This window comes from Luoshenia tenuis (assembly GCF_014384745.1).
GTDB lineage: Bacteria > Bacillota > Clostridia > Christensenellales.
This window is the reverse complement of sequence record NZ_JACRSO010000003.1, coordinates 318,287-339,782: the sequence shown is the minus strand read 5'-3', so window position 1 is coordinate 339,782 and position 21,496 is coordinate 318,287. Positions and strand designations below refer to the sequence as shown.

General features: G+C 55.8%; 20 protein-coding genes and 1 tRNA gene. 3 read left to right on the top strand and 18 right to left on the bottom strand.

The features are described 5' to 3' along the window. Positions 1–8 precede the first annotated feature (8 nt). The 12 genes from H8699_RS08925 to H8699_RS08870 form a co-directional block, all read right to left on the bottom strand. Entirely contained in the window at positions 9–1,766 is a 1,758-nt protein-coding gene (locus tag H8699_RS08925; RefSeq protein ID WP_249285376.1) for a BppU family phage baseplate upper protein, read from the bottom strand. Between the two features lie 14 nt (positions 1,767–1,780). After that, a complete protein-coding gene (locus tag H8699_RS08920) occupies positions 1,781–3,469 on the bottom strand; it encodes a phage tail spike protein (protein WP_249285375.1) in 1,689 nt (562 codons plus the stop codon). A gap of 12 nt (positions 3,470–3,481) precedes the next feature. Then, a complete protein-coding gene (locus H8699_RS08915; protein ID WP_249285374.1) occupies positions 3,482–4,198 on the bottom strand; it encodes a phage tail family protein in 717 nt (238 codons plus the stop codon). A gap of 119 nt (positions 4,199–4,317) precedes the next feature. Continuing rightward, positions 4,318–7,491: a hypothetical protein gene (locus tag H8699_RS08910; protein WP_249285373.1), complete on the bottom strand. Its 3,174-nt coding sequence runs from the start codon at positions 7,489–7,491 to the stop codon at positions 4,318–4,320. Between the two features lie 137 nt (positions 7,492–7,628). Continuing rightward, on the bottom strand, positions 7,629–8,162 hold the full coding sequence (locus H8699_RS08905) for a hypothetical protein (RefSeq protein WP_249285372.1): 534 nt from the start codon (positions 8,160–8,162) through the stop codon (positions 7,629–7,631). A 20-nt stretch (positions 8,163–8,182) separates the two neighbouring features. Further along, positions 8,183–8,335 carry a hypothetical protein gene (locus tag H8699_RS08900; RefSeq protein ID WP_249285371.1) on the bottom strand — a complete coding sequence of 51 codons (153 nt, stop codon included), beginning with the start codon at positions 8,333–8,335 and terminating at the stop codon, positions 8,183–8,185. A 71-nt stretch (positions 8,336–8,406) separates the two neighbouring features. Then, complete coding sequence (locus H8699_RS08895; RefSeq protein WP_249285370.1) at positions 8,407–8,958, bottom strand: hypothetical protein; 552 nt, start codon at positions 8,956–8,958, stop codon at positions 8,407–8,409. A gap of 227 nt (positions 8,959–9,185) precedes the next feature. Further along, positions 9,186–9,335 (bottom strand): hypothetical protein, encoded by a 150-nt coding sequence (locus tag H8699_RS08890; protein WP_249285369.1) that lies wholly within the window; start codon positions 9,333–9,335, stop codon positions 9,186–9,188. Continuing rightward, positions 9,325–9,783: a hypothetical protein gene (locus H8699_RS08885; protein ID WP_249285368.1), complete on the bottom strand. Its 459-nt coding sequence runs from the start codon at positions 9,781–9,783 to the stop codon at positions 9,325–9,327. Before H8699_RS08885 ends, H8699_RS08890 begins: the two co-directional genes overlap by 11 nt. Positions 9,784–9,817: 34 nt before the next feature. Then, positions 9,818–10,411 (bottom strand): hypothetical protein, encoded by a 594-nt coding sequence (locus tag H8699_RS08880; RefSeq protein ID WP_249285367.1) that lies wholly within the window; start codon positions 10,409–10,411, stop codon positions 9,818–9,820. Positions 10,412–10,567: 156 nt separating this feature from the next. Then, positions 10,568–11,029, bottom strand: a complete 462-nt coding sequence (locus H8699_RS08875) for a phage scaffolding protein (RefSeq protein WP_249285366.1) — start codon at positions 11,027–11,029, stop codon at positions 10,568–10,570. 150 nt (positions 11,030–11,179) lie between these two features. Then, positions 11,180–11,656 (bottom strand): hypothetical protein, encoded by a 477-nt coding sequence (locus H8699_RS08870; protein ID WP_138294471.1) that lies wholly within the window; start codon positions 11,654–11,656, stop codon positions 11,180–11,182. Between the two features lie 176 nt (positions 11,657–11,832). Here H8699_RS08870 and H8699_RS08865 point away from each other — a divergent pair, with 176 nt between their 5' ends. Continuing rightward, positions 11,833–12,438: a LexA family protein gene (locus tag H8699_RS08865; RefSeq protein WP_249285365.1), complete on the top strand. Its 606-nt coding sequence runs from the start codon at positions 11,833–11,835 to the stop codon at positions 12,436–12,438. A gap of 347 nt (positions 12,439–12,785) precedes the next feature. Here H8699_RS08865 and H8699_RS08860 read toward each other — a convergent pair. Together H8699_RS08860 and H8699_RS08855 are read right to left on the bottom strand one after the other, a co-directional pair. Then, a tRNA-Ala gene (locus H8699_RS08860) sits at positions 12,786–12,862 on the bottom strand. A 199-nt stretch (positions 12,863–13,061) separates the two neighbouring features. Then, entirely contained in the window at positions 13,062–14,129 is a 1,068-nt protein-coding gene (locus tag H8699_RS08855) for a L,D-transpeptidase (RefSeq protein WP_249285364.1), read from the bottom strand. Positions 14,130–14,421: 292 nt separating this feature from the next. On the opposite strand from H8699_RS08855, the gene H8699_RS08850 reads away from it, so the two are divergent. Beyond that, positions 14,422–14,907, top strand: a complete 486-nt coding sequence (locus H8699_RS08850; protein ID WP_249285363.1) for a QueT transporter family protein — start codon at positions 14,422–14,424, stop codon at positions 14,905–14,907. Positions 14,908–14,994: 87 nt separating this feature from the next. Here the strand turns inward: H8699_RS08850 and H8699_RS08845 are convergent, their stop codons facing one another. Further along, a complete protein-coding gene (locus H8699_RS08845; RefSeq protein WP_249285362.1) occupies positions 14,995–15,690 on the bottom strand; it encodes an MBL fold metallo-hydrolase in 696 nt (231 codons plus the stop codon). A 20-nt stretch (positions 15,691–15,710) separates the two neighbouring features. Beyond that, the gene (locus tag H8699_RS08840) at positions 15,711–17,183 is read right to left on the bottom strand and encodes a carboxylesterase/lipase family protein (protein WP_249285361.1); all 1,473 of its coding nucleotides are present in this window, start codon (positions 17,181–17,183) and stop codon (positions 15,711–15,713) included. A gap of 257 nt (positions 17,184–17,440) precedes the next feature. On the opposite strand from H8699_RS08840, the gene H8699_RS08835 reads away from it, so the two are divergent. Then, on the top strand, positions 17,441–17,647 hold the full coding sequence (locus H8699_RS08835; protein WP_249285360.1) for a helix-turn-helix domain-containing protein: 207 nt from the start codon (positions 17,441–17,443) through the stop codon (positions 17,645–17,647). A 40-nt stretch (positions 17,648–17,687) separates the two neighbouring features. On the opposite strand, the gene H8699_RS08830 is transcribed toward H8699_RS08835, so the two are convergent. Both H8699_RS08830 and H8699_RS08825 read right to left on the bottom strand, forming a co-directional pair. Further along, complete coding sequence (locus tag H8699_RS08830; RefSeq protein WP_249285359.1) at positions 17,688–19,523, bottom strand: ABC transporter ATP-binding protein; 1,836 nt, start codon at positions 19,521–19,523, stop codon at positions 17,688–17,690. A 29-nt stretch (positions 19,524–19,552) separates the two neighbouring features. Beyond that, positions 19,553–21,376 carry an ABC transporter ATP-binding protein gene (locus H8699_RS08825; protein ID WP_249285358.1) on the bottom strand — a complete coding sequence of 608 codons (1,824 nt, stop codon included), beginning with the start codon at positions 21,374–21,376 and terminating at the stop codon, positions 19,553–19,555. Between the last annotated feature and the right edge of the window lie 120 nt (positions 21,377–21,496).

Sequence of the window (21,496 nt, the reverse complement as noted above, 5' to 3'; positions counted from 1 at the left end):
TTCCCCTCCTATGAATATCGCCGTGCGTCAAATTCCGCATGGAAATAATAAGCCCATCGGTCATTGTCTGGTGGTGTGGTATTGCCAAAATCTTCAATCAAAAATTCAGTTAACCCGTCAACTTTCACGCCCCACTCTTTTAGACGTTCATAATTCGTTCTATCGCTATCACCCTTAACCCAAATATGATTTGGCGCCCCCCAATCCTCCGCGCCAAACTTATAACCGCCATAATCGGCCTCGTCGATCATTACGTTATGCGGCTCGTATATAGTCGTCGTCGGAGCAACGCGCATTCTGACAGGAAAGGTAATACCGGCTAGCAAATACCAGCTATCCCGATCCGCAGGTACATGGTGAGTATATAAATAGGTAAAAGGCCTCCAGTAATACCGCATGCAGCGCATCAGCTCCGTTGCATAGTCTGCCGGTACATACGGCGTGGCCGCGCCGCCAACCTCCAGCTTGACCCAGTGCAGGGTATAATCATTGGTTGAGTAATTTGATGCCCCGTTAAAACCAATGCATAAGTCAGTAACATCATCCGGCACAATGCCAGATACGCTGTACACTTGCCTTGTCCCGTCTCCGTTTATATTTTTGTACGTAATATCCGTGCCGCTTCCGCCGCTAAATTTTCCAAACTGTGTACTGTTGCGCAGTATAGCCCTAATCCTTGATCCGGATGCAATCGTGGCCTCAAACGATAGCGTGACTGTTTTCCCAGCCAGTTTTTTGCTATACTCCGCATCCGGGAACGTCTGATGAACATACGTACCCCCGGTATACCCGTTATGCTGTACGCGCAAACCATCCTCTGTACGAGTGATCGTTGCTGCTTCCGACCCTGCGCCATAACTCCAAAACATCCACTGATCCGCACAGTAACCAACCAAGCTATTACCCTTAAATGTATAGCTCTCCAGCTCCTGCCACACATCAAACCCACCGTTGACCAGCAGGTTGGGGTTTGAAAAGCCCATCTCAGAGAGGGAGGCTACCCCCGTTCCGCCGCGCGCCACCGGCAAAATCCCGCTGGTCATATCAGCGGCGTCATGTTTGTGCCCCACGCTGGCAAACCCGCCCTGCTCGATGATGTCCGCCACGGCGTCCCCTTGCTGCTGGGCATAGTCCGCCTGGGTCTGGGCGTTCTGCGCGGCGGTGTTCGCGGCCTGCGCCGCCGTATCCGCTGCGGTCTTCGCGGTGTTGGCCGCCGCAGCCGCGGCCTGAGCCGCGCTCGCCTGGGTCTGGGCGGCCTGGGCCTGCTCCTGGGCCTGCGCCGCCTTTTGCCCGGCCAGGTTGGCTTTCTCATTTGCCAGAGCGGCTGCGCTGTTGGCCTCCTGCGTCACCGTGTTGGCCTCTGCAGTAGCCGCCACCAAAGCGCCGTAATCGTCCGAGCTGATCACCCCGTCCTCGTCATACACGTTGGGCGCCACGTCCAACTCAAAGGTGGCGCTGGCCAGCACCGCCTCGCCCTTGTATAAGATCACCTCACACAGGCATACGCCCGGTACCGTCAAGCACTGCTCTGACAGTGTCAGGCTGCACGCGCTGCCCGAGAGCTGTGCATTTTCGATCACTTGCGTATCATCCGGCTTGCGCAGCGCGTATAGGGCTGTCACGCCCTCCCCTGGCGCATAGGGCATCCCATCCATTACCATCTCGCAGTTGATCTTGCGCGTATCCCTGTCTCCCTGCTTGGCATACAGTTTAGGCGGCGTTACCCGCAGCCCCATGTCCAGCGTCAACTTTTGTACATGTTCCATACTGTTACTCCCTCCTATTGTTTCTCTGCCAGCACATACCGGTTCATCTCCGTGCTCCAGACCCAGTCCACATCTAAGCCGTTGATTTGGTCTATGTCCAGAGCGCGTGTATTGCTATTCACAACATATAAGCACCTTGCGGTCTCTCCACTTGGAAAATACAGGTAAACATTTGGCGTATCGACCGCGCTGTGCTTGATAATTGTCGCTTGCGTATCATCTGCACCTTTTAGTGTAATAACACCAAAGGGTTCTTCCGCGTTGCTGTATATTTCAAGTGTGTCTGATCCGCCACGGCTCAAATAAAAGGCCGATCCGTACATCCTGGCTTTATATTCGCCCGTTGTCATGGTGATACTGCCATCATCTAAACTGATATCCATCGTGCCATTCTGGCTGATCAGTTTTCCGGCTCGTATCAGATCCGCCGACATCGTCCCCGCGGTGATGAAATCCGCCACGATCGCCCCGTCGATGGTCATCGCCGTTTCATAAGGTCCGGCAATGCCGTTTTTTGAAAAGCCCAATCCGTTCATATTCCAGCGCCACACCTTGCGCGCCGCGTCGATGTCCTCCGCGTCCATCACCAATATCTCGGTGGGCTTGCCCTGGGCGTCCATGCGCAGCACCACGTTGCCGCCCTTGGCCCCGGTGATCAGGGCCGTCGCGTTCTCAATCGCCTCGCCCTGCCCGGCTACCCCCTCGCGTACATCCTCCAGCTGGTTTTTGATCTGCTTGATGCTCCCTTCGATCTTGGGCACCGCGGTCGAGAGGGTCACCACATTGTTTTCCGGGCTGAGGGGATACTCCTTGTATTCCACCACCTGGTGCTGCTGGCGGGTGCCCCGTCGCTTGTCCATCAGCGTGACCACCTGATACATCCAGTTGCCTAAAAATGCATAGTCCGGGTTCACCGCCGCCAGATCTACCACGTCGCACTCATAGCTGCGCACCGGATAGGCCAGGCTTTTCAGCTGCTTTTCCGCGTCGGCCTTGAGCTGCGCCGCGTCGGTGTAATCGCTAGCTTTCCAAACCGCCGAGATCACCTTGTCGCAATAGCTCAAATCTTCCACGTATTCCTTGCCGCCGTTGATGTCCGCAAACGTCAATCCATCCTTGCCGTATGCGTACAGCCGGGTGACCAGCTCCGTGCTCATCCCTTTGTAACTCATCTTTTTCAGGTTCAGCTCTTCTACCAGGTATACGCCGCCCGGCGCGATCCCCTCCGGGTCGATCACCGTTACCCGCCGCGCGGGCACGTCGTAGTTGAATACCACCCCAAACGCCTCCGCTGTCTTCCCCAGCAGGTCGTAATCCGTGGCGTATTCCGCCTCCACTGTCCCCGTGCGCAAGATGCCTGCCGCGCCGGTCACCGTCCATCCCGGCGGCGCAATGGCGGCCATCACCTCCGTAAGCGTACGCTGCGTCATCGCAAAGTTTTTGTAGAACCGGTTCTTCCATTCGTCAAGGTCCAGCTGGCAGTCCACCGTGCAGCCGTCCGCGTACTCGTCCAGCGCCTTGATCACAAACCGATTGTCCCCGGTTTCCACCCGTATCTCTTCCATCAGGGCGTCATAGGCCTCATGGCTGGCCGGCAGGTCGAACTCCAGCGTGTCCTCACCGTCAAACGCATGGGTCACGCAGTAGTCCACTCCGGCCAGCGCGTACTGCTGCACCCCATCCCGGTCGTAAATTTTCAGCAACGCCATTCCTCCTTACAGGTAGGCGGGGTAAAAGGCGATCGTTACCTTGACCCCGTCCGGTATTTCGATATAGTTTTCGCCCGGCAGCATCTGGGGGAAAGCCGTGATGTCCGTATCCGCAAAGCGGTTGACCCCCTCCTCCGTCACCCGGTATTCGATCCCGTCCACCGTAAAGTCCTTGCCCGCATGCAGGTTTTTAAGCGTCATCCCCGCTACCGTCACGCTTGCCATATCCTGGTACGGATGTACGGTCAGCCTGTATCCCGAAGCAAGATTGCCCTCGTTGTACACCGTGCCGCTCCCCGTCAGCTCGCAGTCCACCAAAGGCTTGCGCAGCCGGGCAGTAAAGTTCATCGTCACCAGCAGGTAATGCTCCACCCCGGTGTGTTCCATCTCGTACCCCGTCAGGATCGCCGGATACTCAAAGTCCGACCCTTCCTTGCGCAGCACGCAGTGCTTGCTGGCCTCCACCAACCGCGAGAGGTTGATCTGCGCCTCATCGTCGCTGGCGCCGCCCACGTAAAATTCGGCCTCCAGCGGTTTGGCGGACATCTGGGTGTAGTAGTACGCCGGCTCCTCCGGCGGCACCTCCCCGTAGTGGGCGTCCACGCTGCGCGCCAGAATGCGGAAATCGATCAGATCTGCGTCAAAAGCCGCATAGGTCTCGACCCCGTCCACCAAGCACCGCTCGCCCACTCTTGGCGGGCGTCTGTAATGCTTTTGCTTCAATCCTCATCCCTCCTTGAAAGTCTTTTCTGTCCTTCTCCATCGTTATCGGATCAGCCGGCAAAACGGCGTCAAAAAAAGCGCCGCTTTCGCGCCGCTCATCCTTAACGTTTTAAAGGTCCTTATTTTGCCAGCTGGCTCTTTTTCTGCATCAACCGCGAGATCGCCGGCTCCGTCTTGCGCGCCAGCACGTCCCCGTCCAGCTCCAAAGTCGTGTAGTTGTCGATGCGGTTCTCCACCACCACGGGGTTCTCCCTCATCGCCCGGGATACCGCCTCCATGATCGCCTCCGGGTCAAAGAACTTGTCGCTTTGTACTTTAATGGAGCCCTGCCAGTCCGGTGCCGCAAAGTCCGAGAAGTCGAAGTCGCTGGAAAATCCCATCTCGTCGCTCACGCTCTGCGACAACCTGCGCGCCGCCTGCATCACCCGATAACGGTTTTCGTCCATCCCCTCTGCCAGCCCTTCCACAAAGTGCGGCATCCAGGTCTCATAGTCCCGCAACGGCCCCTCGTCCGGGCGGGAAAAATGCATGATGCGCCGGATGGCGCTGGCAATGCCATTGGCTTCCATAATGATCAATTCTCTCGTATCGTGCAAGCCCGAATAGAACCCAAAGCCAAAATCATGGCCCCACATATAACCGGGGAAGCTTCCCAAGGGATTCATCGCGCTGTTTACGTTATCCGCCTGCGCGTTAATAGCGTACATTTGGCTATACATACCGCCCGCCATCATCGAGATGGGGTTCGCACCGTATCCGCTCCATCTCGGGTCATATGCGTTCGAGCTGGCGGTCGCGTTCATCTGATCCATCATGGCCTGCATCTGGCCGTTGGCAAACCAGCTTTGGCTTCCCAGCCCGCCGCCTAGCTGTGTACCCATGTTGCCGCCCAGCATATAGGCCAGCATCGGCAGGTTGGATAGCATCAACATTCCGCCCAGCCCCATCAAAAAGGCCTGCATCTGCGCGTTTGGTCCCTCTCCATTTTCTATCAAGCTGTTTAAATAGGCCATCATCGCGTTAGCGCCCGAGCCGTACATGGCCTCGGGTACCTGCTGATCGTTGTTTACCGCCTCCGCCACGCCGGTCTGCTGGTCGGTCACCGTCTGATTTAGTACGCCCTGGTTTTCCTGTAGGCCCTGTGCCTCGGCCTGCGCCCCTTCGCTGCCCTTATTTTTCAGCGCCTCTGGCAACTGCTGGTCTTCCTGCGCCGCTTGTGCACCGCTGGCATTTACTTCTTGTACTGCGCCTACGACCTCTCCTTCCCCGCTGCGGATACCTTCCGCCTGCGCATGGGTGACCAGTTGCCCTTCATACTGGTTCGTCATGCCTGTCTGCCGTGCGCTTTCCTGGGCGACCGATTCAGCTGTGACCCACATTTTGTTCACTTCGTCATAGACCACGCCGGAACTCTGTGCCAAGCCGTCTGCCGCCGCGTCCCCAACTTTCATCCCCTGTCTATTCATCTCCTGCGCAACAAGGGCGGAGGCGTCCTGGCTGGTGTTTTGCATAGTTCGGAACAAGCCACTTTCAGCATCATATATTTGGTTTGTTTGAGATGCAATTCCTGCAGCCAAGCTTTCATCCAGTTTCTCGCCATTTTCTTTAGCCTGTTTTAGCATGGCATCAAGCTCTGGCGAATTAGCCAATTGTTGCCCAAGCAAGTACATTGCAGCATCGGTATCGCCCGTCATCGCCTGCAGGCGCTTCGCATCCGTAATACCTTTACTCAAATTTTCCGGCACCTGCATGCCCTTCTCTTTATATTCCTCGGCCAGGGCCTCCCATTTATCCACCTCGGGCTTCATGCTGTCTACGTAATCCTGGGTCGCTTTAAGGGCGGCTTCGTCCATCAGCATGCCGTTGTTCACCGTATCGATTCTCACTTGATTAGCCATTTCTTTAAGAGAACCGCCAAATTTGGTGTTCAGATCGCTGAACCCCATGCTGGTGATGCCTTTGATCTTATCCATTGAACCAGTAAATTGATCTTTGAAGCTATCCTCTAAAATACCCGTGGTATATTCAAAGGCGCCTAATGATACCTCCGCTTTGTTTTGCGAAAGGTTCATCGTCATCTCGTCCACAGCCTGCTGTTTGATTTGGCCAGCTACTTCTTCAGATACCCCGGCCTCGATCATCGCATCGTAGTTGTCCAGAATCAACTGCATCGTAATAGCGTTGGCCTGGCTGGCCTCCTGCTCGATCTGGTCGGTAGCCTCCTTGATTCTGGCCATCACCTTATCATAGCTTTCTTTATTGGGTTTGAGGTTATCGCTACCCAAAACAACATCCAAATTGGCGATGGTCGCCTCAAATTTTTTGCTTTGCAGTTCCTTCAAGGCATCGTTATATTTACCTTGCAGCTTTTGAATATCCGGCTGATACTTTTCAAAATCATTTTCTTCCATAGCTTTGCTGATTACGGCGGCCAAATCCCGTCCCAGGGCCGCTAACTCATTTTCAGCGCTGCCATAATAAGCGTTTGTAAAGGCTAAAAGCTGCGAACTGGAGTTTGAATCCTGCCCAAAGCTGACGCCCAGGGCAAGCGTCATGGTGTAGTGCTGTTGTTCGGCATACTGTTGTGCCGATGCGATATAGCTATCGATCGTCGCTTTGTAATCTTCCTGTTCCTCCGGGGTCAACCCAATGCCTACCTGAACCTTCCAGTCGTATTGGTTTAACTTGGCCAAAGCTTCGTTCAATTCATTCTCCGTCTGGTCCATCTTGCCTTTCGCATCCATGTAAGTGGAAATCTGAATGGTCCAGTCCGTAGTAGTCAGCCTTTTCGCCACCGCCTCCAGATCTTCTGCGGCCCATTTGGCCTTACCAAATTGTTGTTCTAAGTTGGCCTGTACGCTGGCTTCATGGGCTTTGCCAAACGCCTCCGCCGCCCATGTGCCCATCGTTCCAAACGCTGTAGCCAATCCCGCCACAGCTCCTGCGACCGGATTGATGGCTCCCGCGACAGAGGTAATCGCTCCGCCGACGTTCGCTACAGATGAGGCGGCGTCCTTATACTTGGTTTCGGTATCCGTAAATAGTTTCGCTACGTCAACTGCCGCCGTTCCCAGCTTCCCCATTTCAGTTTTTGCCGTCTCTCCTGCAGTTTTGGCCTCCTTTCCCATATTCTTCATGGATGAACTAACTTTGTCCGCATTGATGGCTACGATTTCCAGCGCGGTTTTCGTCTCGCCCGATCGCAACGTGATGTCCTTCAATCCATCAGTTAGCTTTCCAACCTCCGTCATCCACGACGATGATTCCAGCGTAAATTTTACTGTTTCCGCCATCTTATATACCTCCTTTTTTCATAATAAAAGCCGCCGGCATTTTGCCTGCGGCTTTATCTGAATAGCGATCCAACACTCAAGTATTGGCATTATTTGCCTATTATTCCCTAAAATATTCCCCATTTGCGTTTCGTCTATTACGGGTCAAGTACTGACATCGCTATACCTGCACTATCTAATACACGTTCTAATTCTTCCCCTGCCACATACTGGCTATCTGCTGTTCTCTCAATACGAAAAGCGCCAATTCCATCCTTTAACTTTAGTGCATATACTTCAGTTGTAGTCCCCCAATCCTCTTCATAATAAACCATATAATGAATTGCTTCTTGTTCAGCAATTGTTCGCGTTCCAAGCATTTCGCTCCGCTTATATTTGGGCATAGTAGCATTAGATTCATTTTGATAGTACTCTTCTAATGATTCGTGAGTATCTTTAAATATTAATCTTAAAGTTGTCTCTTCATCAATTTTAAACCACTTGGCGGTACTTCCGTCATATTTATCATCAATAACATCCGTCAGTTCCCAATTGTCGGGCATATAGCCAATCTTCAAGCGTCCTACATAATAGTTTTCCGGATGCGGCTCCTTGCACCCCGCCATCCCCAGGCATCCCAGCGCCAACAAAACTGCCAGTAATAAGCATACGGCTCTTTTGTTTCCTCTCATTTTTATCCCCCTTTCTCTTTTCATATTATACCGTATGCCACCGCTTGGTTACAATAGCAGCCCCCCATATACCACCCTCCTTTCCACTTATAAATTTCCAGTCCCTCCGTCATTTTTAGGGCTTCACTCATCCAGGATGAGGACTCGATCACCATCTTGATGGTCTCTGCCATTAAATTTGCACCTCCTACTTGGGGTCTAAAAAAGCCACTACACTGCTGTAGTGGCTTTTTCATGCCTTATATCATTTATCGCTAACATCTCTATCTTCGCCAATTTCAAAGCTAAGCTTTTCTGCTGAATTCAAAAGTCCTTGAAATTGTTCACCATTTATATCATATTGGCTATTAGGAGTTTTTTGAATTGCTATGGACCCAACACCATCTCCACATTTAAATGTATAGCACTCAATATACCTGAATTTAACATCTTCTCTTTTTGTCCGTTTTATATGCGTTGCCATAAAATTCGTAAGCTCCACAGTATCTAATACTTCGTATTTTTCCCCTTCCTCCAGTTCTTTCTTATCTGCTTTTATTTTACTATCTACTAGCCAATATTGTGGATAAAACGAAGCTACAAATCTAGTATCAGCATCAATCTCCAGAGTAATAGAAGGGATTGCTAATTCTCGGTAATCTGCAATCATCTTCCAATTACCTGGAATGTCTTGTACCACAAGGTTCCTTACGACATACATTTGCGGCTCTGGCTCTTTACACCCCGCCATCCCCAGGCATCCCAGCGCCAACAAAACCGCCAGCACGAAGCATACGGCTCTTTTATTTCCTCTCACTTTGTATCCCCCCTTATTATTTATTATACCGTACACAGCCGGGGAGATACAACGATTGTCCGCGCGCCATCATTACCCGTATTCAGGTAATCAATCGTTTCTCATGGAGCCACACCGGGGTAACAGAAAAGCACGCATCTTCATACGTGCTTTTCTCCACTCCCATATTCGCAGCCTATCCCGCGCCGGGCAGCCCAAACTGTGCCCGCCTGTACGGCGCAGGGCCTTTAGGTCTGCATCAGTTCGCCGTAAAACTTGCGGAGGCTTTGGACCCGCTGCTCAAACACCGGGGTAAATCCCTCTTCGATCTGCCGCTGGATGAAATAGCAGGCCTCGTCCAGGCAATAGGCTGTATAGCTGTCCTCATCAATGCCCATTAGTTCGCTTGGCCTTCTTCGGTACGCTCGCGCCATCCCGATGATCGGCATCACTTTCCTGCTCTTTACGAAAGGATTTCAGGGCATCCACCCCCGTCTGGCAGAAGTTGTAGATATACAGCAGCTGGGTGTCCGTCAGCCCTACGCCGGCCTCTTCCAGCTCCTCATAGGTGGGCTCCACCAGACTCTCCCGAGCGATTACCGTCATCGTCTCGGCGATTTGCTTAAAATCCTCTCCGTCCTGAGCCTTTTCCAGGTTGATGCCGTTTTTGAACAACTCCGCAGCGGCGGTCAGCAGGGCGTTGGGGATCCGCCCCGCCTGCGCCATCGCCAGCATGGAGACCCGTTTGAGTTTCACGCAGATGGGCTCGTCCGCCACGAAGCCCGGGAGGGTGACCTCGCACCCGTCCTGATAACTTTTGAACTTTTGCATCGACGTTACAGCCATATTGCCTTTCCTCCTTAGTTTTTATTTATTGGGATTACGCGCCAGGCGTGACCACCGGGTCGCTCACCGTGGGCAGCGCGTCCACGTAGGCGATGGTATAAGGGGCCTCGCCGTTGCCGGGCGCCGAGTTGATGGAATACTCCGTTACGCGGAATACGTCGTCCTCGCTGCCCAGGCCCACAGGGGAACCGGTGCAGCCAGGATAGCTCACCTTTTCATAGCCCACCACTTCAGAGCCGGACATCTGCGCGGAATACGCATCCAGGCTGAAGACTACAGGCTCAAAGGCGGAGCCGGATACCTCCGGGGTATAGCCGGTGATTTTGCCCGACTCATCCTTAGTCACCGTGCCGCCCTGCAGGATCTCCAGCAGCTCCAAAATGGTCATGTTGTCCGTCAGGGTCAGGATATGGCCGGTGATGGTCTTGCTCTCCTTCTTCTGGGCCTTCAGCGCCCCTTTGATGATGAGCTTAACCGCCTCCTTGGTCTCGATCTGGGGTTCCACGCCCAGCTTGGTGCCAGAGGTGATGGCGATGCAGCGCGGCGTCTCCTCCTTGGTGGTCACTACGATCATGCTGCAATCGATCATTGCGCGTTCAGTGCCTTTTACCGGCGTAGTCGTTGCCATAATATAATCTTCCTTTCATCTTTTGTTTTGGTTCGATCGCTCACTTGTTCTCATTCCCATGGCCTAAAAGGAGGGCGCGGCGCGGTGCCGCCTGCTCTTCTCTCTTGGGTTATGCAACCCCATCAGGGTCGCGCGCCCGCCTGCCTTTGCCATGGATTATCGCGGCCCGGGCTCGTTGCCCGCGGTTTTTAAGGGCCGCCCCTGCGGTTCGGTTGCGAAATAGGCGCCATACTTCCTCCGCGCCGCCCGGGTAAACGCCTCCGGGTCGTCCAGCAGCCAATCCTCGGATGGCTGCGCCTCACCCATCGCCAGCAGAATGTAATCGGCGTCCATACATCCCGCCATCATCAGGTTGCGGGCCAGGATGCGGCGCCTTTGCTCCAGTTTACGCAGCGCCCGTTCCCGCATCAGCTCCTGTTGCAGCCCGCCAAGATCCATGGCCTCGTAACCGGCCAGCCGTGCGTTTGCCGCATCCAGCCCAGCCTGCAGGGCCCGGTTCCGTTCGCTGAGCTTCGTCAGCTGCTTTTTTAATGCGTTGATCTGCGCGCCGCAAGCGTCCAGTATCTGGTCGATCGCATCCTTGTTCAGGCCAAAAGCCTGCAAAAAACTACGGTTCATCCCGCTCTCCCCCTTCCGTTACGCGTTTTTTACGAGGTTTCGCGCCTCCAATAGTACATTTTGTGGACTATTCGGCAAGCAACCGCTCTTTTTCCTGCCCGCTTCCCGATGATACCATTATACGTCTTGTTTTCGCGTCTCTGTTCGCCTTTAGATCAATCTCAGTTTTTTTGCCACGATCCAGATAAACCGCCTTCTCCGCTCATAGAAATTAGTTTTACCCAGCGGCAGCGCGCTGTACTCAAAGGTAAAGTTTCTCCCCAGCACGCAGCTGTCCAACACGGCCTGGCGCACCCTGCGCCGCTCCTCTTCGGAGGGAATATCCGCGCCGGCGTCCTCCTGGGCCTCCTCGATAGCGCGCATAATGCACACGTTCGGGTGCTGTTCCAGCTGGATAAGCCGGTTCGCGCGGCTGGCCGTGTTATCGCCCGTACTGCCACTGCGCGGAAAATATACCCGGCCGCCGCGTCCGTCCGCCATTACGTATTCCTCAAACCGCTTGCTACCCTGGTGTAGGATCTCCTCGCGCTGCTGCTGGTACCACATCTTGCGCCGCGGATACCCTTGAATATAGCCCATCACCGTTCTGCGCACATCTTCTGGCATCTTATATTTCGTCTGGCTCATCTGCTCCCCCCTCAACCCATTTATACAACCTATTCTTGTCGTGCGGTTTATCAACAACATATCGTTGTGTTTGTAATTATAGTACGCTATTATGTTGTAGTCAAGGTGGTTTTTAACTATTTTTCTATGATTTTACAACTTATTGTGGTATATTAAATGCAGGAGGGATCGAATAAATGTTTTCAGATCGTCTGCGGGCAGCGCGCAGCCAGCTGGGTTACTCCCAGCGCGCGGTGGCCGAAAAGCTATCCATTTCCCAACAGGCCTATGCACGGTATGAGGCCGGCACATCCTCGCCCAATCCGGAGATGTTGGGGCGCATCGCACATCTACTGGGCGTCAGTGCCGATTTTTTGCTGGGAAGGCCCATGGCCTCCCCAGCAAAAGGGGCTGTTCAGATTCCCGTATTGGGCCGCGTAGTCGCCGGCATCCCTATGGAAGCCATCGAAACGGTGATCGATTACGAGGAGATCCCCGAGGAAATGGCCGCCGCGCACCAGTATTTCGCCCTAAAGATCACCGGGGACAGCATGGAGCCCAAGTTCAGCGCGGGCGACGTGGTCATCGTTCGCCAGCAGGATACGGTGCAGACCGGGGATATCGCCATCGTGCTGGTCAATGGCGACGACGCGACCATCAAGCGCGTTAAGCTCAGCCCCGAGGGGATCATGCTGATCCCCACCAATGCGGCTTATGAGCCAATGTTTTACACCAACGCCCAGATCGAGTCCCTGCCGGTTCGCATCCTGGGCAAGGTGGTGGAGCTGCGCGCCAAGTTTTGAAACGCGCCTCCCCCACGCTTGCATGAATGTTCATCAACAGGTTCGCGTTTTAAACATCGGCCCAGCATTCTGTAGAACTATAACCCCCGCATCGCACCTCGGCATTGCGGCTGCGCAGCGTTTTTTTGATGATCCTGCCAAACAAAAAAATTCGCAAACCATATCATCGGTTTGCGAACTTGGGTGCGAGAGCTTGCCGCCGTTTAGGCGCTATAAAATCTTATTATAGAATGTTGGTGCTGAATTTTCGCAATAAGCTAGCGGCATGCCGTCGCTTTGTCCACACTCTGCGCCATGATGCTGCGCAACATAAAAAAACGCCGTAAGCAATGCAGCTTACGGCGATGTGGTGGAGATGAGCGGATTCGAACCGCTGGCCTGTTACATGCGAAGCAACCGCTCTAGCCAACTGAGCTACACCCCCACGGCGATATTCAGTTACCACAACCACTTTATATCCGTGGTGCAAGCAATATTATAGCATCCACAATGCCGATTGGCAAGCCCTATTTTAGATATTTCTCACCCCTATTCGCCATACCTGAACCGCGCATTGGTCTAAATAAAAAAACAGAAGCCAGCCTTTGCCAGGCTGGCTTCTTCCATCACAGTTCAGTATTTCCCTATGCCGCAGGCTGCTCCGTCGTCGTAGACGGGGTAGGCGTGGGCGTTGGGGTCGGCGTCGGGGTAGGCGTCGGCGTCGGAGTAGGCGTGGGGGTAGGCGTCGGCGTCGGGGGGGGCGTCGGCGTCACAACAGGCGTAGGCTCCTCCGAAGGCTCTGGCGTGGGGGTGGGTTTCGGCGTCGGCGTCTCCACCGGGATGGTCTCGTCCCGGTTGGGATTCTTCGGGTCTGGATCTGTGGGATCCCACTTGGTTCCCGCGGCAACCTTACCCGTGCTCAAACGGGAAGGCACGCCCGGCCAGGAGCCGCTGGCCACGATCTCCACCGTCGTCCCGGAGCGGCAGTTGTCATAGATCCACTTGGCGTCGATAGTCCGCAAGCGGATACATCCGGCGGATACAGCGCTGCCCAGCTGATTATACATATTCCACTTGAGCGTATCGTTGCGCGGCGCCGCAAACGGAACCGAATGGAACAGGATATGTCCCGTGATCCGCGTGCAATACTGCCCGTATACGCCGCCATTAAGCAGATGCCAGCGGTACTTATCGGATGTCTTAAAGGTGCCCTTAGGCGTCTTTCCACCCGCGCCCGAGGAGCAGATCATGCTGCGAACAGGGATGGTAAAGTTGCCCGAATCGTCCTTGGCAAAGGCGGTGACCACCTGACCCTTCAGGTTGACCCGGATCAGGTACCCACCGTTATACCCCGCAGGCAGGTTTGCACTGGGCGTAGCCTGTGCCGCAGAGGGCGTAGCTGTTGCAGAAGCTGACGCGGATGCGCCCGCCTTTACTTTATAGAGAAGCTCTCCATTCTCGCCTACCATGTTTGGGCTGAGTGAATCCGCCGGCACCATGGCGCCCGAGATGTATTGCAGCGCGGGGTCCATCACATACCCCTCCGGCACATTGATCTTAGGTACGGATACCTGACGCTGTTCAGCACTCTGCTGCGCGGCATCAGAATCCATCGGCACCAGCGCGTCCTGCACGGCAGGTTGGCACCCGCCTGCAAGCAATGCCAAGCACAAAATCACACTAATTACCATTAGTAGCGATACTTTTTTCATACCCTTACTCCATTCCCCTATTTTCTCATCTGTCGCGTAAAATTTTACAATAACAAAGTTATTATAACATAACTGCGCCTCAACCTTAATATCTATTGTGTAAAATATTGCCGGTGATTGATTGCCTGTACGCAATAAATATGTTAAAATAACTTAAAATTCAATCGGACAGTTCGTAACCATCCTGTCCTAAAACAAAACTACGGGCAAACCTGCCGCTTTACGGGCGGACGGGATAAAAGGCCTGGCAACAAGGCCCTTTTATTTTGCATGCCCGCGGGAGGTCTTTTTTATGCAGAAAAAATCCGTACGCTATCTCGTCCAGGCAGCGCTGATCGCCGCGCTGTACGCCGCGCTTACCCTTGCGCTGCAGCCCATCAGCTTTTCAGCCACCGGCCAGGTGCGCGTTTCCGAGGCGCTGACCGTGCTGCCCTTTTTCACCCCGGCCGCCGTGCCCGGGTTATTCGTAGGCTGCCTGCTGGCCAACCTGATCGGCGGCTACGGCATCCTGGATATCGTCTTTGGCTCGCTGGCCACGCTGTTGGCTGCACTGGCGGCGCGCAAGCTGCGCCGCTGGCCTTTTCTCGTGCCGCTGCCCTCGGTGCTGTTTAACGCGGCCATCGTCGGGCCCATGCTCAGCTATGTTACGGGCTTCCCCATGCTGCCCACCGTGGGCTATGTAGGGTTGGGGCAGCTGGCAGCCTGCTATGTGCTGGGCCTGCCGCTGCTATACCTGCTGCGCCGGTATGACAAGATCCTTTTCCGCATGGACCCATAGGCTTGGTTGATCCCTTTATTTCTATGTAGCCTGTCCGCCCAATATGAACCATTAAAAGGTGATGGCCTAAGCCATCACCTTTTATGATTAACGGTATAAAAACTCCGCCTCGCCGATATCGTAAATATCCGCCGGCCGGTCCGGCGAGGGGACGCCTTTGATCTGCCCCGCCTGCGCCCTGCGCGCCCCTTCCAGCAGCCGGGGCAGCAATTCTTTCCCCACCGTCGCCGGCCCGTGGGAGGGATAGATGGTGTCAAACCGCGCCTGCAGGCCGATCAGCTTTTCCAGGCTGGCCTGGTAGGCGTCCATATCCCGCCAGCGCCCGAACAGGTGGATCGAGCCGGCCTGCACACTGTCGCCCGAGAGCAGGATCCGCTCCTGAGCATCCAGCAGCGCGATGCTGCCCGGCGTATGCCCCGGGATCAGGATCACCTCAAAACAGCGGCCACCAAGGTCGATCACGTCCCCTTCCCACAATGGCAGGGCCTGCCGGCCTCTGCCCGCATCGGATTGGTGATAATGCTCGAAGTCCGACGGATGCATGTAGGCGCAGGCAAAGGCCGCGTTGCCCCCGCAATGATCCCAGTCCGCATGGGTGTTGACCACCATCACCGGCCGTTCTGTCAGCCCTTCCACCAGGGCGCGAATATCCCCCTGGCCAAAGCCGGTATCTACCAGCAGCGCCCTTTCGCTGCCCTCGAACAGGAAAAATCGCGTCCAATCCTCGTCGATCCGCCAACTCTTTTCGCCAATCCCAAAAACCTGATAATGGTTCGCGTCCATTATATGCTCCTCCATAACGGTCAAAGCCGGATCACCTGATAGGGCATCTCTCGGTCAAAATCCCGGGCAAGATCGAACGCCTCGCCATAGGGCTGTGCGCACAGGTGCATCCGCACCCCTGGCCCCGCCTGACGGTAGGCCGGCCAATCGGGCATGCCACATGTCTGCGGCGTGCCATTGAGGATAAAGTTGTTCCAGATCGCGTTCATCCTCTTGGCCAGCGCATGATTTTGCGCCGTATCGGGGAAGCCCTTGTGATATTCCTTTTCATCAAAATCAAAAATGTAGGGCATCTCGGTAAAGTGCGCGGCCAAGGGTACGTTGTTTTGGTCGTGATCCCATCGGTACAGCCATACCGGGCTGCCCCCTTTTGCCAAAAGGGCAGCTAATGCCAGAGTATGGTTACCATAAACATAGGTCGTCATAATATCCGCCATGGCGTCCGGCCCATCCATGCTTTCCAGCCGCTTTAGGTATTCTGCCTCCACATGCGGACGGTTAAGGCCAAAATTAGCCAGGCAATGGTCGATAAACGCCGGCGTAAAGTCATCCGGCTGCACCGGGGTGCGCAGCTCATCCCGGTTGCAGCCGATCAGCACCGGAATATCCTTAAGCGCCCCGCGGGCGATAGTTTCCTGGGGCGGCTCTTTCAGATTGATCCCATCGATCACCGGCCCGAAGGTGTGCGGCAGGTAAAGCCCGCCCTCCAGCCGCGCCTGCCCGGCGATAATCGCCTCGGCCGGCAGGGTCAAAAGCTGCCTTGCGTCCTTACTCTCCAGCCCAAAACCCTCTTTTAGCGTTTTACGCGCCAAGACCGACGCCGTGTGCCGGTCCCGGATGGACTGGATGGCCCCGCTTTGCAAAATAGCCTTGTGGAAAAGGCCCTGCGCCGCGGGCAGCGCCAGCAGTCCGCCCACCGAGCGGCCGCCCGCGGATTCGCCCATGATGGTCACGTTTTCCGGATCACCGCCAAAGCGGGCGATATTCTCGCGGATCCATCGCAGCGCGGCCAGCTGATCCAGCAGTCCGCAGTTGGCGGACTGGGCATACTCCTCCCCCAGCAACTCGCCCAGGTACAGATAGCCCAAAATGCCCAGCCGGTACTGGATGGCCACCAGCACCACCTCACGCTCCTGTACGAAGTGCTGCCCGTCAAAACAATCCTCGCTGTTCCATCCAAAGCAAAGCCCGCCGCCATGGATGTGCACCACCACCGGGCGCCTGCCGCCATCAGCTTTAGGCGTCCAAACGTTTAAGTTCAGGCAGTCCGCCTCGCTCATCTGCGCGCCGGCGTTATCCGGATGCGCCGGATTTTGCATGGCCCGCGGGCCAAATCGGGTGCAATCCCGCACGCCGTCCCACTTTTGTGGCGGCTGGGGCGGCTTAAAGCGCAGCGGCCCCACCGGCGGCGCGGCAAAGGGTATGTTTTTATAGGCTTCAAAGCGCCCCTCGCGTATCCCCTCTATCCGGCCGTATGTCGTTTCAACGATCATCTCTTCTCCCCCTTATTTGATAGCTATATCGTTTTAGCCCTCTTTATCTCGATTATACCCTGCCTGGGGAAGCCCTGTAAAGCGGCCGCTATGCTTAATCTCTATTATATTTCACCTGCAAATAAATCCAAAACAGTTGAACTAAGGTTTTTTCTATTTCCGAGAAAAGGCTATATCCGCCACCGCAGAATAGGTTATAATCTGTTTAGGTTCGCTTGCAACAACCTGAAACATCTTAAAACGCTGAGGTGAGAACGTTGTATAGACGTATCCGAGAGCTGCGGGAGGATCGGGATCTGGACCAGAAGCAGGTTGCACAAATGCTTGGCATGTCCCAGACAGGCTATTCCAAATATGAAACCGGTGAAAATGACATACCCACGCAGATACTACTCAAGCTGGCAGATTTTTATGATACAACGGTAGATTATCTTTTGGGGCGGAGTCAAAAACCCAAGCCATAACAAAGGGGGCCCGGCAGTATGCTGCCGGGCCTTTTGTATTTTAGCCCGCCCCCTCCCGGCCGCCCAGCAGGTCGTCCTGGCGCTCCTGCATGAACTGGCGGGTGTAAAGCTCGTAATAATGCCCCTTTTGTCCCATCAGCTCCCGATGGCTGCCCTGTTCGACGATCCTTCCCCCGTCGATCACCAGTATCCGGTCTGCCGAGCGGATGGTGGAAAGCCGGTGCGCCACGATAAAGCTGGTGCGGTTCTCCAGCACGTTGTAGATGGCCTGCTGAATCAACGCCTCGGTCTCGGTATCGATGGAGGAAGTGGCCTCATCCAGCACGAACAGCTGCGGATCGGGCAGGATAGCCCGGGCAAAGGAGATCAGCTGTTTTTGCCCGGTGGAAAGCAGATTGCCCCCTTCGCCCACCTGGGTATCGTAGCCCTTCTCCAGCGCCTCGATAAATCCATCCGCGTGCACCAGCCGCGCCGCACGCCTGACCTGTTCCAGGGAAGCCGAGCGGTTGCCGTAGCGGATATTGTCCGCAATGGTCCCGCTGAACAGGTGGGGGGATTGCAGCACGTATCCAAGGTTTGATTGCAGCCAAAGCTGCGAGCGGGCCCTGTAGTCCTTCCCGTCGATCAGGATCTTGCCCTCCGTAGGCTCATAGAACCGGCATAGCAGGTTGACGATGGTGGACTTGCCCGCCCCCGTTTCCCCCACCAGGGCAATGCGCTCGCCCGGGCGCACATCCAGGTTAAAATCCTCCAGCACCCGCTCGCCGCTTTGATAGGCAAAGCCGGTGTGCTGGAAGGTCACGCGGCCCTTGATGGGCTCCCAGTTCTCCCGCTTGGGGGCGAACACATCCCCGTAGATGGCCTCCACGCCCTGGCTGTCGGTGATCTCCGGCTGAGTCTCCACCAGGTTCATCACCCGCTCGGCCGCGGCCTGCGCGCTTTGCAGCTCGGCAAAGATGCGGGCCAGCTGCTGGACGGGATCGAAAAACTGAGTGGTATAGCTCAAAAAGGCCGCCAGCGTGCCGAACCCGGTCAGCAGCGCGATATTGCCGCCCTGCCACAAGGCCAGCGCCGTGCCGATGGAGCCCAGCACCATGACGATGGGCATGTAGATGGCCGAAAACGTGGCGCTTTTGACCGAGGAACGGTACATCTCCTCCGTCAGCACCTGAAACTCCTCCAGGTTGGCCTGCTCCCGCACCAGGGTCTTAGAGGTCTTGGCCCCGCTGATCCCCTCGTTAAACGCCCCGGTGATCCGGCTGTTGGTGCGGCGGATGATGCGGTGATAGTGCAGAATCTTTTTCTGGAAATACAGGCTGACCACCGCCAGCGGCGGCAGCACCACCAATACCAGCAGCGCCAGGCGCCAGTTCATGGCCAGCATGGCCCCCGCCACGCCCAGCACAAAGCAGATGGACCAGGCCACATCCGTTAAGCTCCAGCCGATGGTCTCGCTCAAGCGGTTGACGTCGCTGGTCATCCGGGCCATCATATATCCCACCGGCGTATGGTCGTAAAAGGAGAAGGAGAGCTGCTGCAATCGCTTAAACCCCTCTTTGCGGATATCGTAGCTGACGTACATCTCCACCTTGCTGGCCTTGCGCACAAAAAACGCCACCAGCGCCCCCTGGATGCCGAAGATCACCGCATACACCGCCATAAACCCGGGCAGCCCCTGCAGGGAATTGCTTGCGATATAGGTATCGATGGCGTACTTGGTCAATAGCGGCAGGGCAATATCCGCCGCCGCGGTAAACACCATGGCCACAATGATGGCGATCAGGTCCCGCCGGTAGGGCAGGGCGAACTTGAGCAGCCTGCGCCAGATGGAAAAGCCGATCTTCTCGTCAAAATCTTTTTCTTTAAACCCTTGCATAGGCTTTAAATTCCTTTATTTTATTGGTCTTACGCCTCCTGCGCGGCGCCCTCTTGTAGCGCCCAGATGCGCCGGTACAGCCCTTCTTCTCCCAACAGCGTTTCGTGCGTACCCCGCTGGACGATGCGCCCCTCCTCCAACACCAAAATCTGGTCCGCCTCCGAGAGGGTGTTGATCCGGTGGGAGATGATAAAGGTCGTGACGCCCCTGCGCCGTTTTTGCAGTGCGGCGCGTATGGTGGCGTCCGTCTGGGTGTCAACCGCGCTGAGCGAATCGTCAAAGATCAGGATGGGCGCATTTTGCATCAGCATCCGGGCGATGGCCACCCGCTGCTTCTGTCCGCCCGAGAGGGTGACCCCGCGCTCGCCCACCGGCGTCTCATACCCCTGGTCAAAGGAGGTGATCACTTCGTGCACCGCGGCGATGCGCGCCGCCTCGATGATCTCGTCCTCTCCCGCGCCCCGCTTGGTAATGCCGATATTCTCCCGTATGGTCTTGGAGAAGAGGAAGGGCTCCTGCAGGACGATGCCCACCCGGCGGCGCAGCCACTTGCGATTCAGCTGCCGGATCGGGCGCCCACCCAGGGTGATCTCGCCCTTATCGTAATCGTACAGGCGCTGCAAAAGGTGCACCAGCGAGCTTTTGCCCGAACCGGTGGCGCCCAATATGGCAATGGTCTCCCCCACCTTAGCGGTAAAGGATACATCCCGCAGCACCGGCTTATCCTTTTCATAGCCGAACCACACGTGGTCAAATACGATGTCGCCCCGCACGGCCTGCTCGTCCTGCACCCCGTCGTCCGGCTCGGAAGGCTGGGTCAATATCTGCTGTAGCCGCTCAAAGGAGACCATGGCCTTGCCCATATCCGCCAGGATGCGCCCCAGCTGGCGCACCGGCCAGAGCATCATGCTGGAATAAGAGGTAAACACCAGCATCGACCCCAGGGTGATCTCGCCGCTGACGGTCATGGCGACCCCCGCGGTCAACGAGATGCCGATCTGCAAAAACCCCATGTAGTCGCTAAAGCCCCAGTAAAAGCCCATCAGCTTCATCAGTTTATAATATAGATCCCGGTTGGTGCGGTTGTACCGGTCAAACTTTTCCACCTCGTAGGCCTGCTGGCCAAAGGCGCGCACCACCCGCATCCCCGTCAGATTCTCCTGGAGCACGGTGCTCATCTCGCCCTCGGCCTCGTCCGCCCGGCGAAAGCGCTGCTGCACCTTTACAAAATAGATCAGCGAGAACAGGAACATAGGCGGCACCATGATAAGGGATATCCCCGTCAGCTTGGGGCTGATCGGCAGCAGGATCGCCACGGCGATGCCCACCATAAATACGCCCCGCACCAGCTCGATCACCTGCACCGCCAAAAAGCGGCGTATGGTCTCCACATCCGAGGTGCACCGCTGGATCAGGTCTCCCGTCTCGGCCTTGACGTGATAATCGTAAGAGAGGGTCTGCAGGTGGCCGTAAAGCCGGTCCCGCAGGCGCTGGGCGATCCCTTCCGACGCTTTGGCCGTGTACCGGCCGCGGAAATAGGTAAATAGCCCGCCGATCAGCGCCATGGCCACCAGTATGACCGCGCTGACCCACAGGTTCTGCCGCCAGGCCTCCCGCCCGCCGGCCATTTCGATCCAGTTCACCAAGGTTTGCGGCAGGTCAAAGGGCTGGGTGTCGATCACGCTGTCCACCGTGACCCGTACGATCAGCGGCATGGCATACCCCATCAGACTGGCTACGCCCACGCTGATGATCGCCCACAGGTATTGCAGGCGGTTGCCGCGGGTCAGGGCCAGCATGCCTCTTAAATCGCCAAAGTTCCGGCGAAAGCTGCTCTTTCGGGCTTGTTTCATAAGGCCCTCCTATAACGTTGTTAAATTGTCCTGTTTCCAAAAGGAGAAATTATTTTTGCGCATTTCGTCCGCGCAAGCGGCGCTCCCCGGCCGGGGCGCTATGAGATATTATGCCCCGGC

What these genes read in the sequence shown, in the direction of transcription:
- H8699_RS08910 (WP_249285373.1), bottom strand. Translation starts at nt 7,491, where the DNA reads ATGGCGGAAACAGTAAAATTTACGCTGGAATCATCGTCGTGGATGACG.
- H8699_RS08850 (WP_249285363.1), top strand. Translation starts at nt 14,422, where the DNA reads ATGCAGAAAAAATCCGTACGCTATCTCGTCCAGGCAGCGCTGATCGCC.
- H8699_RS08840 (WP_249285361.1), bottom strand. Translation starts at nt 17,183, where the DNA reads ATGATCGTTGAAACGACATACGGCCGGATAGAGGGGATACGCGAGGGG.
- H8699_RS08855 (WP_249285364.1), bottom strand. Translation starts at nt 14,129, where the DNA reads ATGAAAAAAGTATCGCTACTAATGGTAATTAGTGTGATTTTGTGCTTG.
- H8699_RS08875 (WP_249285366.1), bottom strand. Translation starts at nt 11,029, where the DNA reads ATGAACCGTAGTTTTTTGCAGGCTTTTGGCCTGAACAAGGATGCGATC.
- H8699_RS08825 (WP_249285358.1), bottom strand. Translation starts at nt 21,376, where the DNA reads ATGAAACAAGCCCGAAAGAGCAGCTTTCGCCGGAACTTTGGCGATTTA.
- H8699_RS08905 (WP_249285372.1), bottom strand. Translation starts at nt 8,162, where the DNA reads ATGAGAGGAAACAAAAGAGCCGTATGCTTATTACTGGCAGTTTTGTTG.
- H8699_RS08845 (WP_249285362.1), bottom strand. Translation starts at nt 15,690, where the DNA reads ATGGACGCGAACCATTATCAGGTTTTTGGGATTGGCGAAAAGAGTTGG.
- H8699_RS08830 (WP_249285359.1), bottom strand. Translation starts at nt 19,523, where the DNA reads ATGCAAGGGTTTAAAGAAAAAGATTTTGACGAGAAGATCGGCTTTTCC.
- H8699_RS08900 (WP_249285371.1), bottom strand. Translation starts at nt 8,335, where the DNA reads ATGGCAGAGACCATCAAGATGGTGATCGAGTCCTCATCCTGGATGAGT.
- H8699_RS08865 (WP_249285365.1), top strand. Translation starts at nt 11,833, where the DNA reads ATGTTTTCAGATCGTCTGCGGGCAGCGCGCAGCCAGCTGGGTTACTCC.
- H8699_RS08870 (WP_138294471.1), bottom strand. Translation starts at nt 11,656, where the DNA reads ATGAGCCAGACGAAATATAAGATGCCAGAAGATGTGCGCAGAACGGTG.
- H8699_RS08890 (WP_249285369.1), bottom strand. Translation starts at nt 9,335, where the DNA reads ATGGGCATTGATGAGGACAGCTATACAGCCTATTGCCTGGACGAGGCC.
- H8699_RS08885 (WP_249285368.1), bottom strand. Translation starts at nt 9,783, where the DNA reads ATGGCTGTAACGTCGATGCAAAAGTTCAAAAGTTATCAGGACGGGTGC.
- H8699_RS08925 (WP_249285376.1), bottom strand. Translation starts at nt 1,766, where the DNA reads ATGGAACATGTACAAAAGTTGACGCTGGACATGGGGCTGCGGGTAACG.
- H8699_RS08880 (WP_249285367.1), bottom strand. Translation starts at nt 10,411, where the DNA reads ATGGCAACGACTACGCCGGTAAAAGGCACTGAACGCGCAATGATCGAT.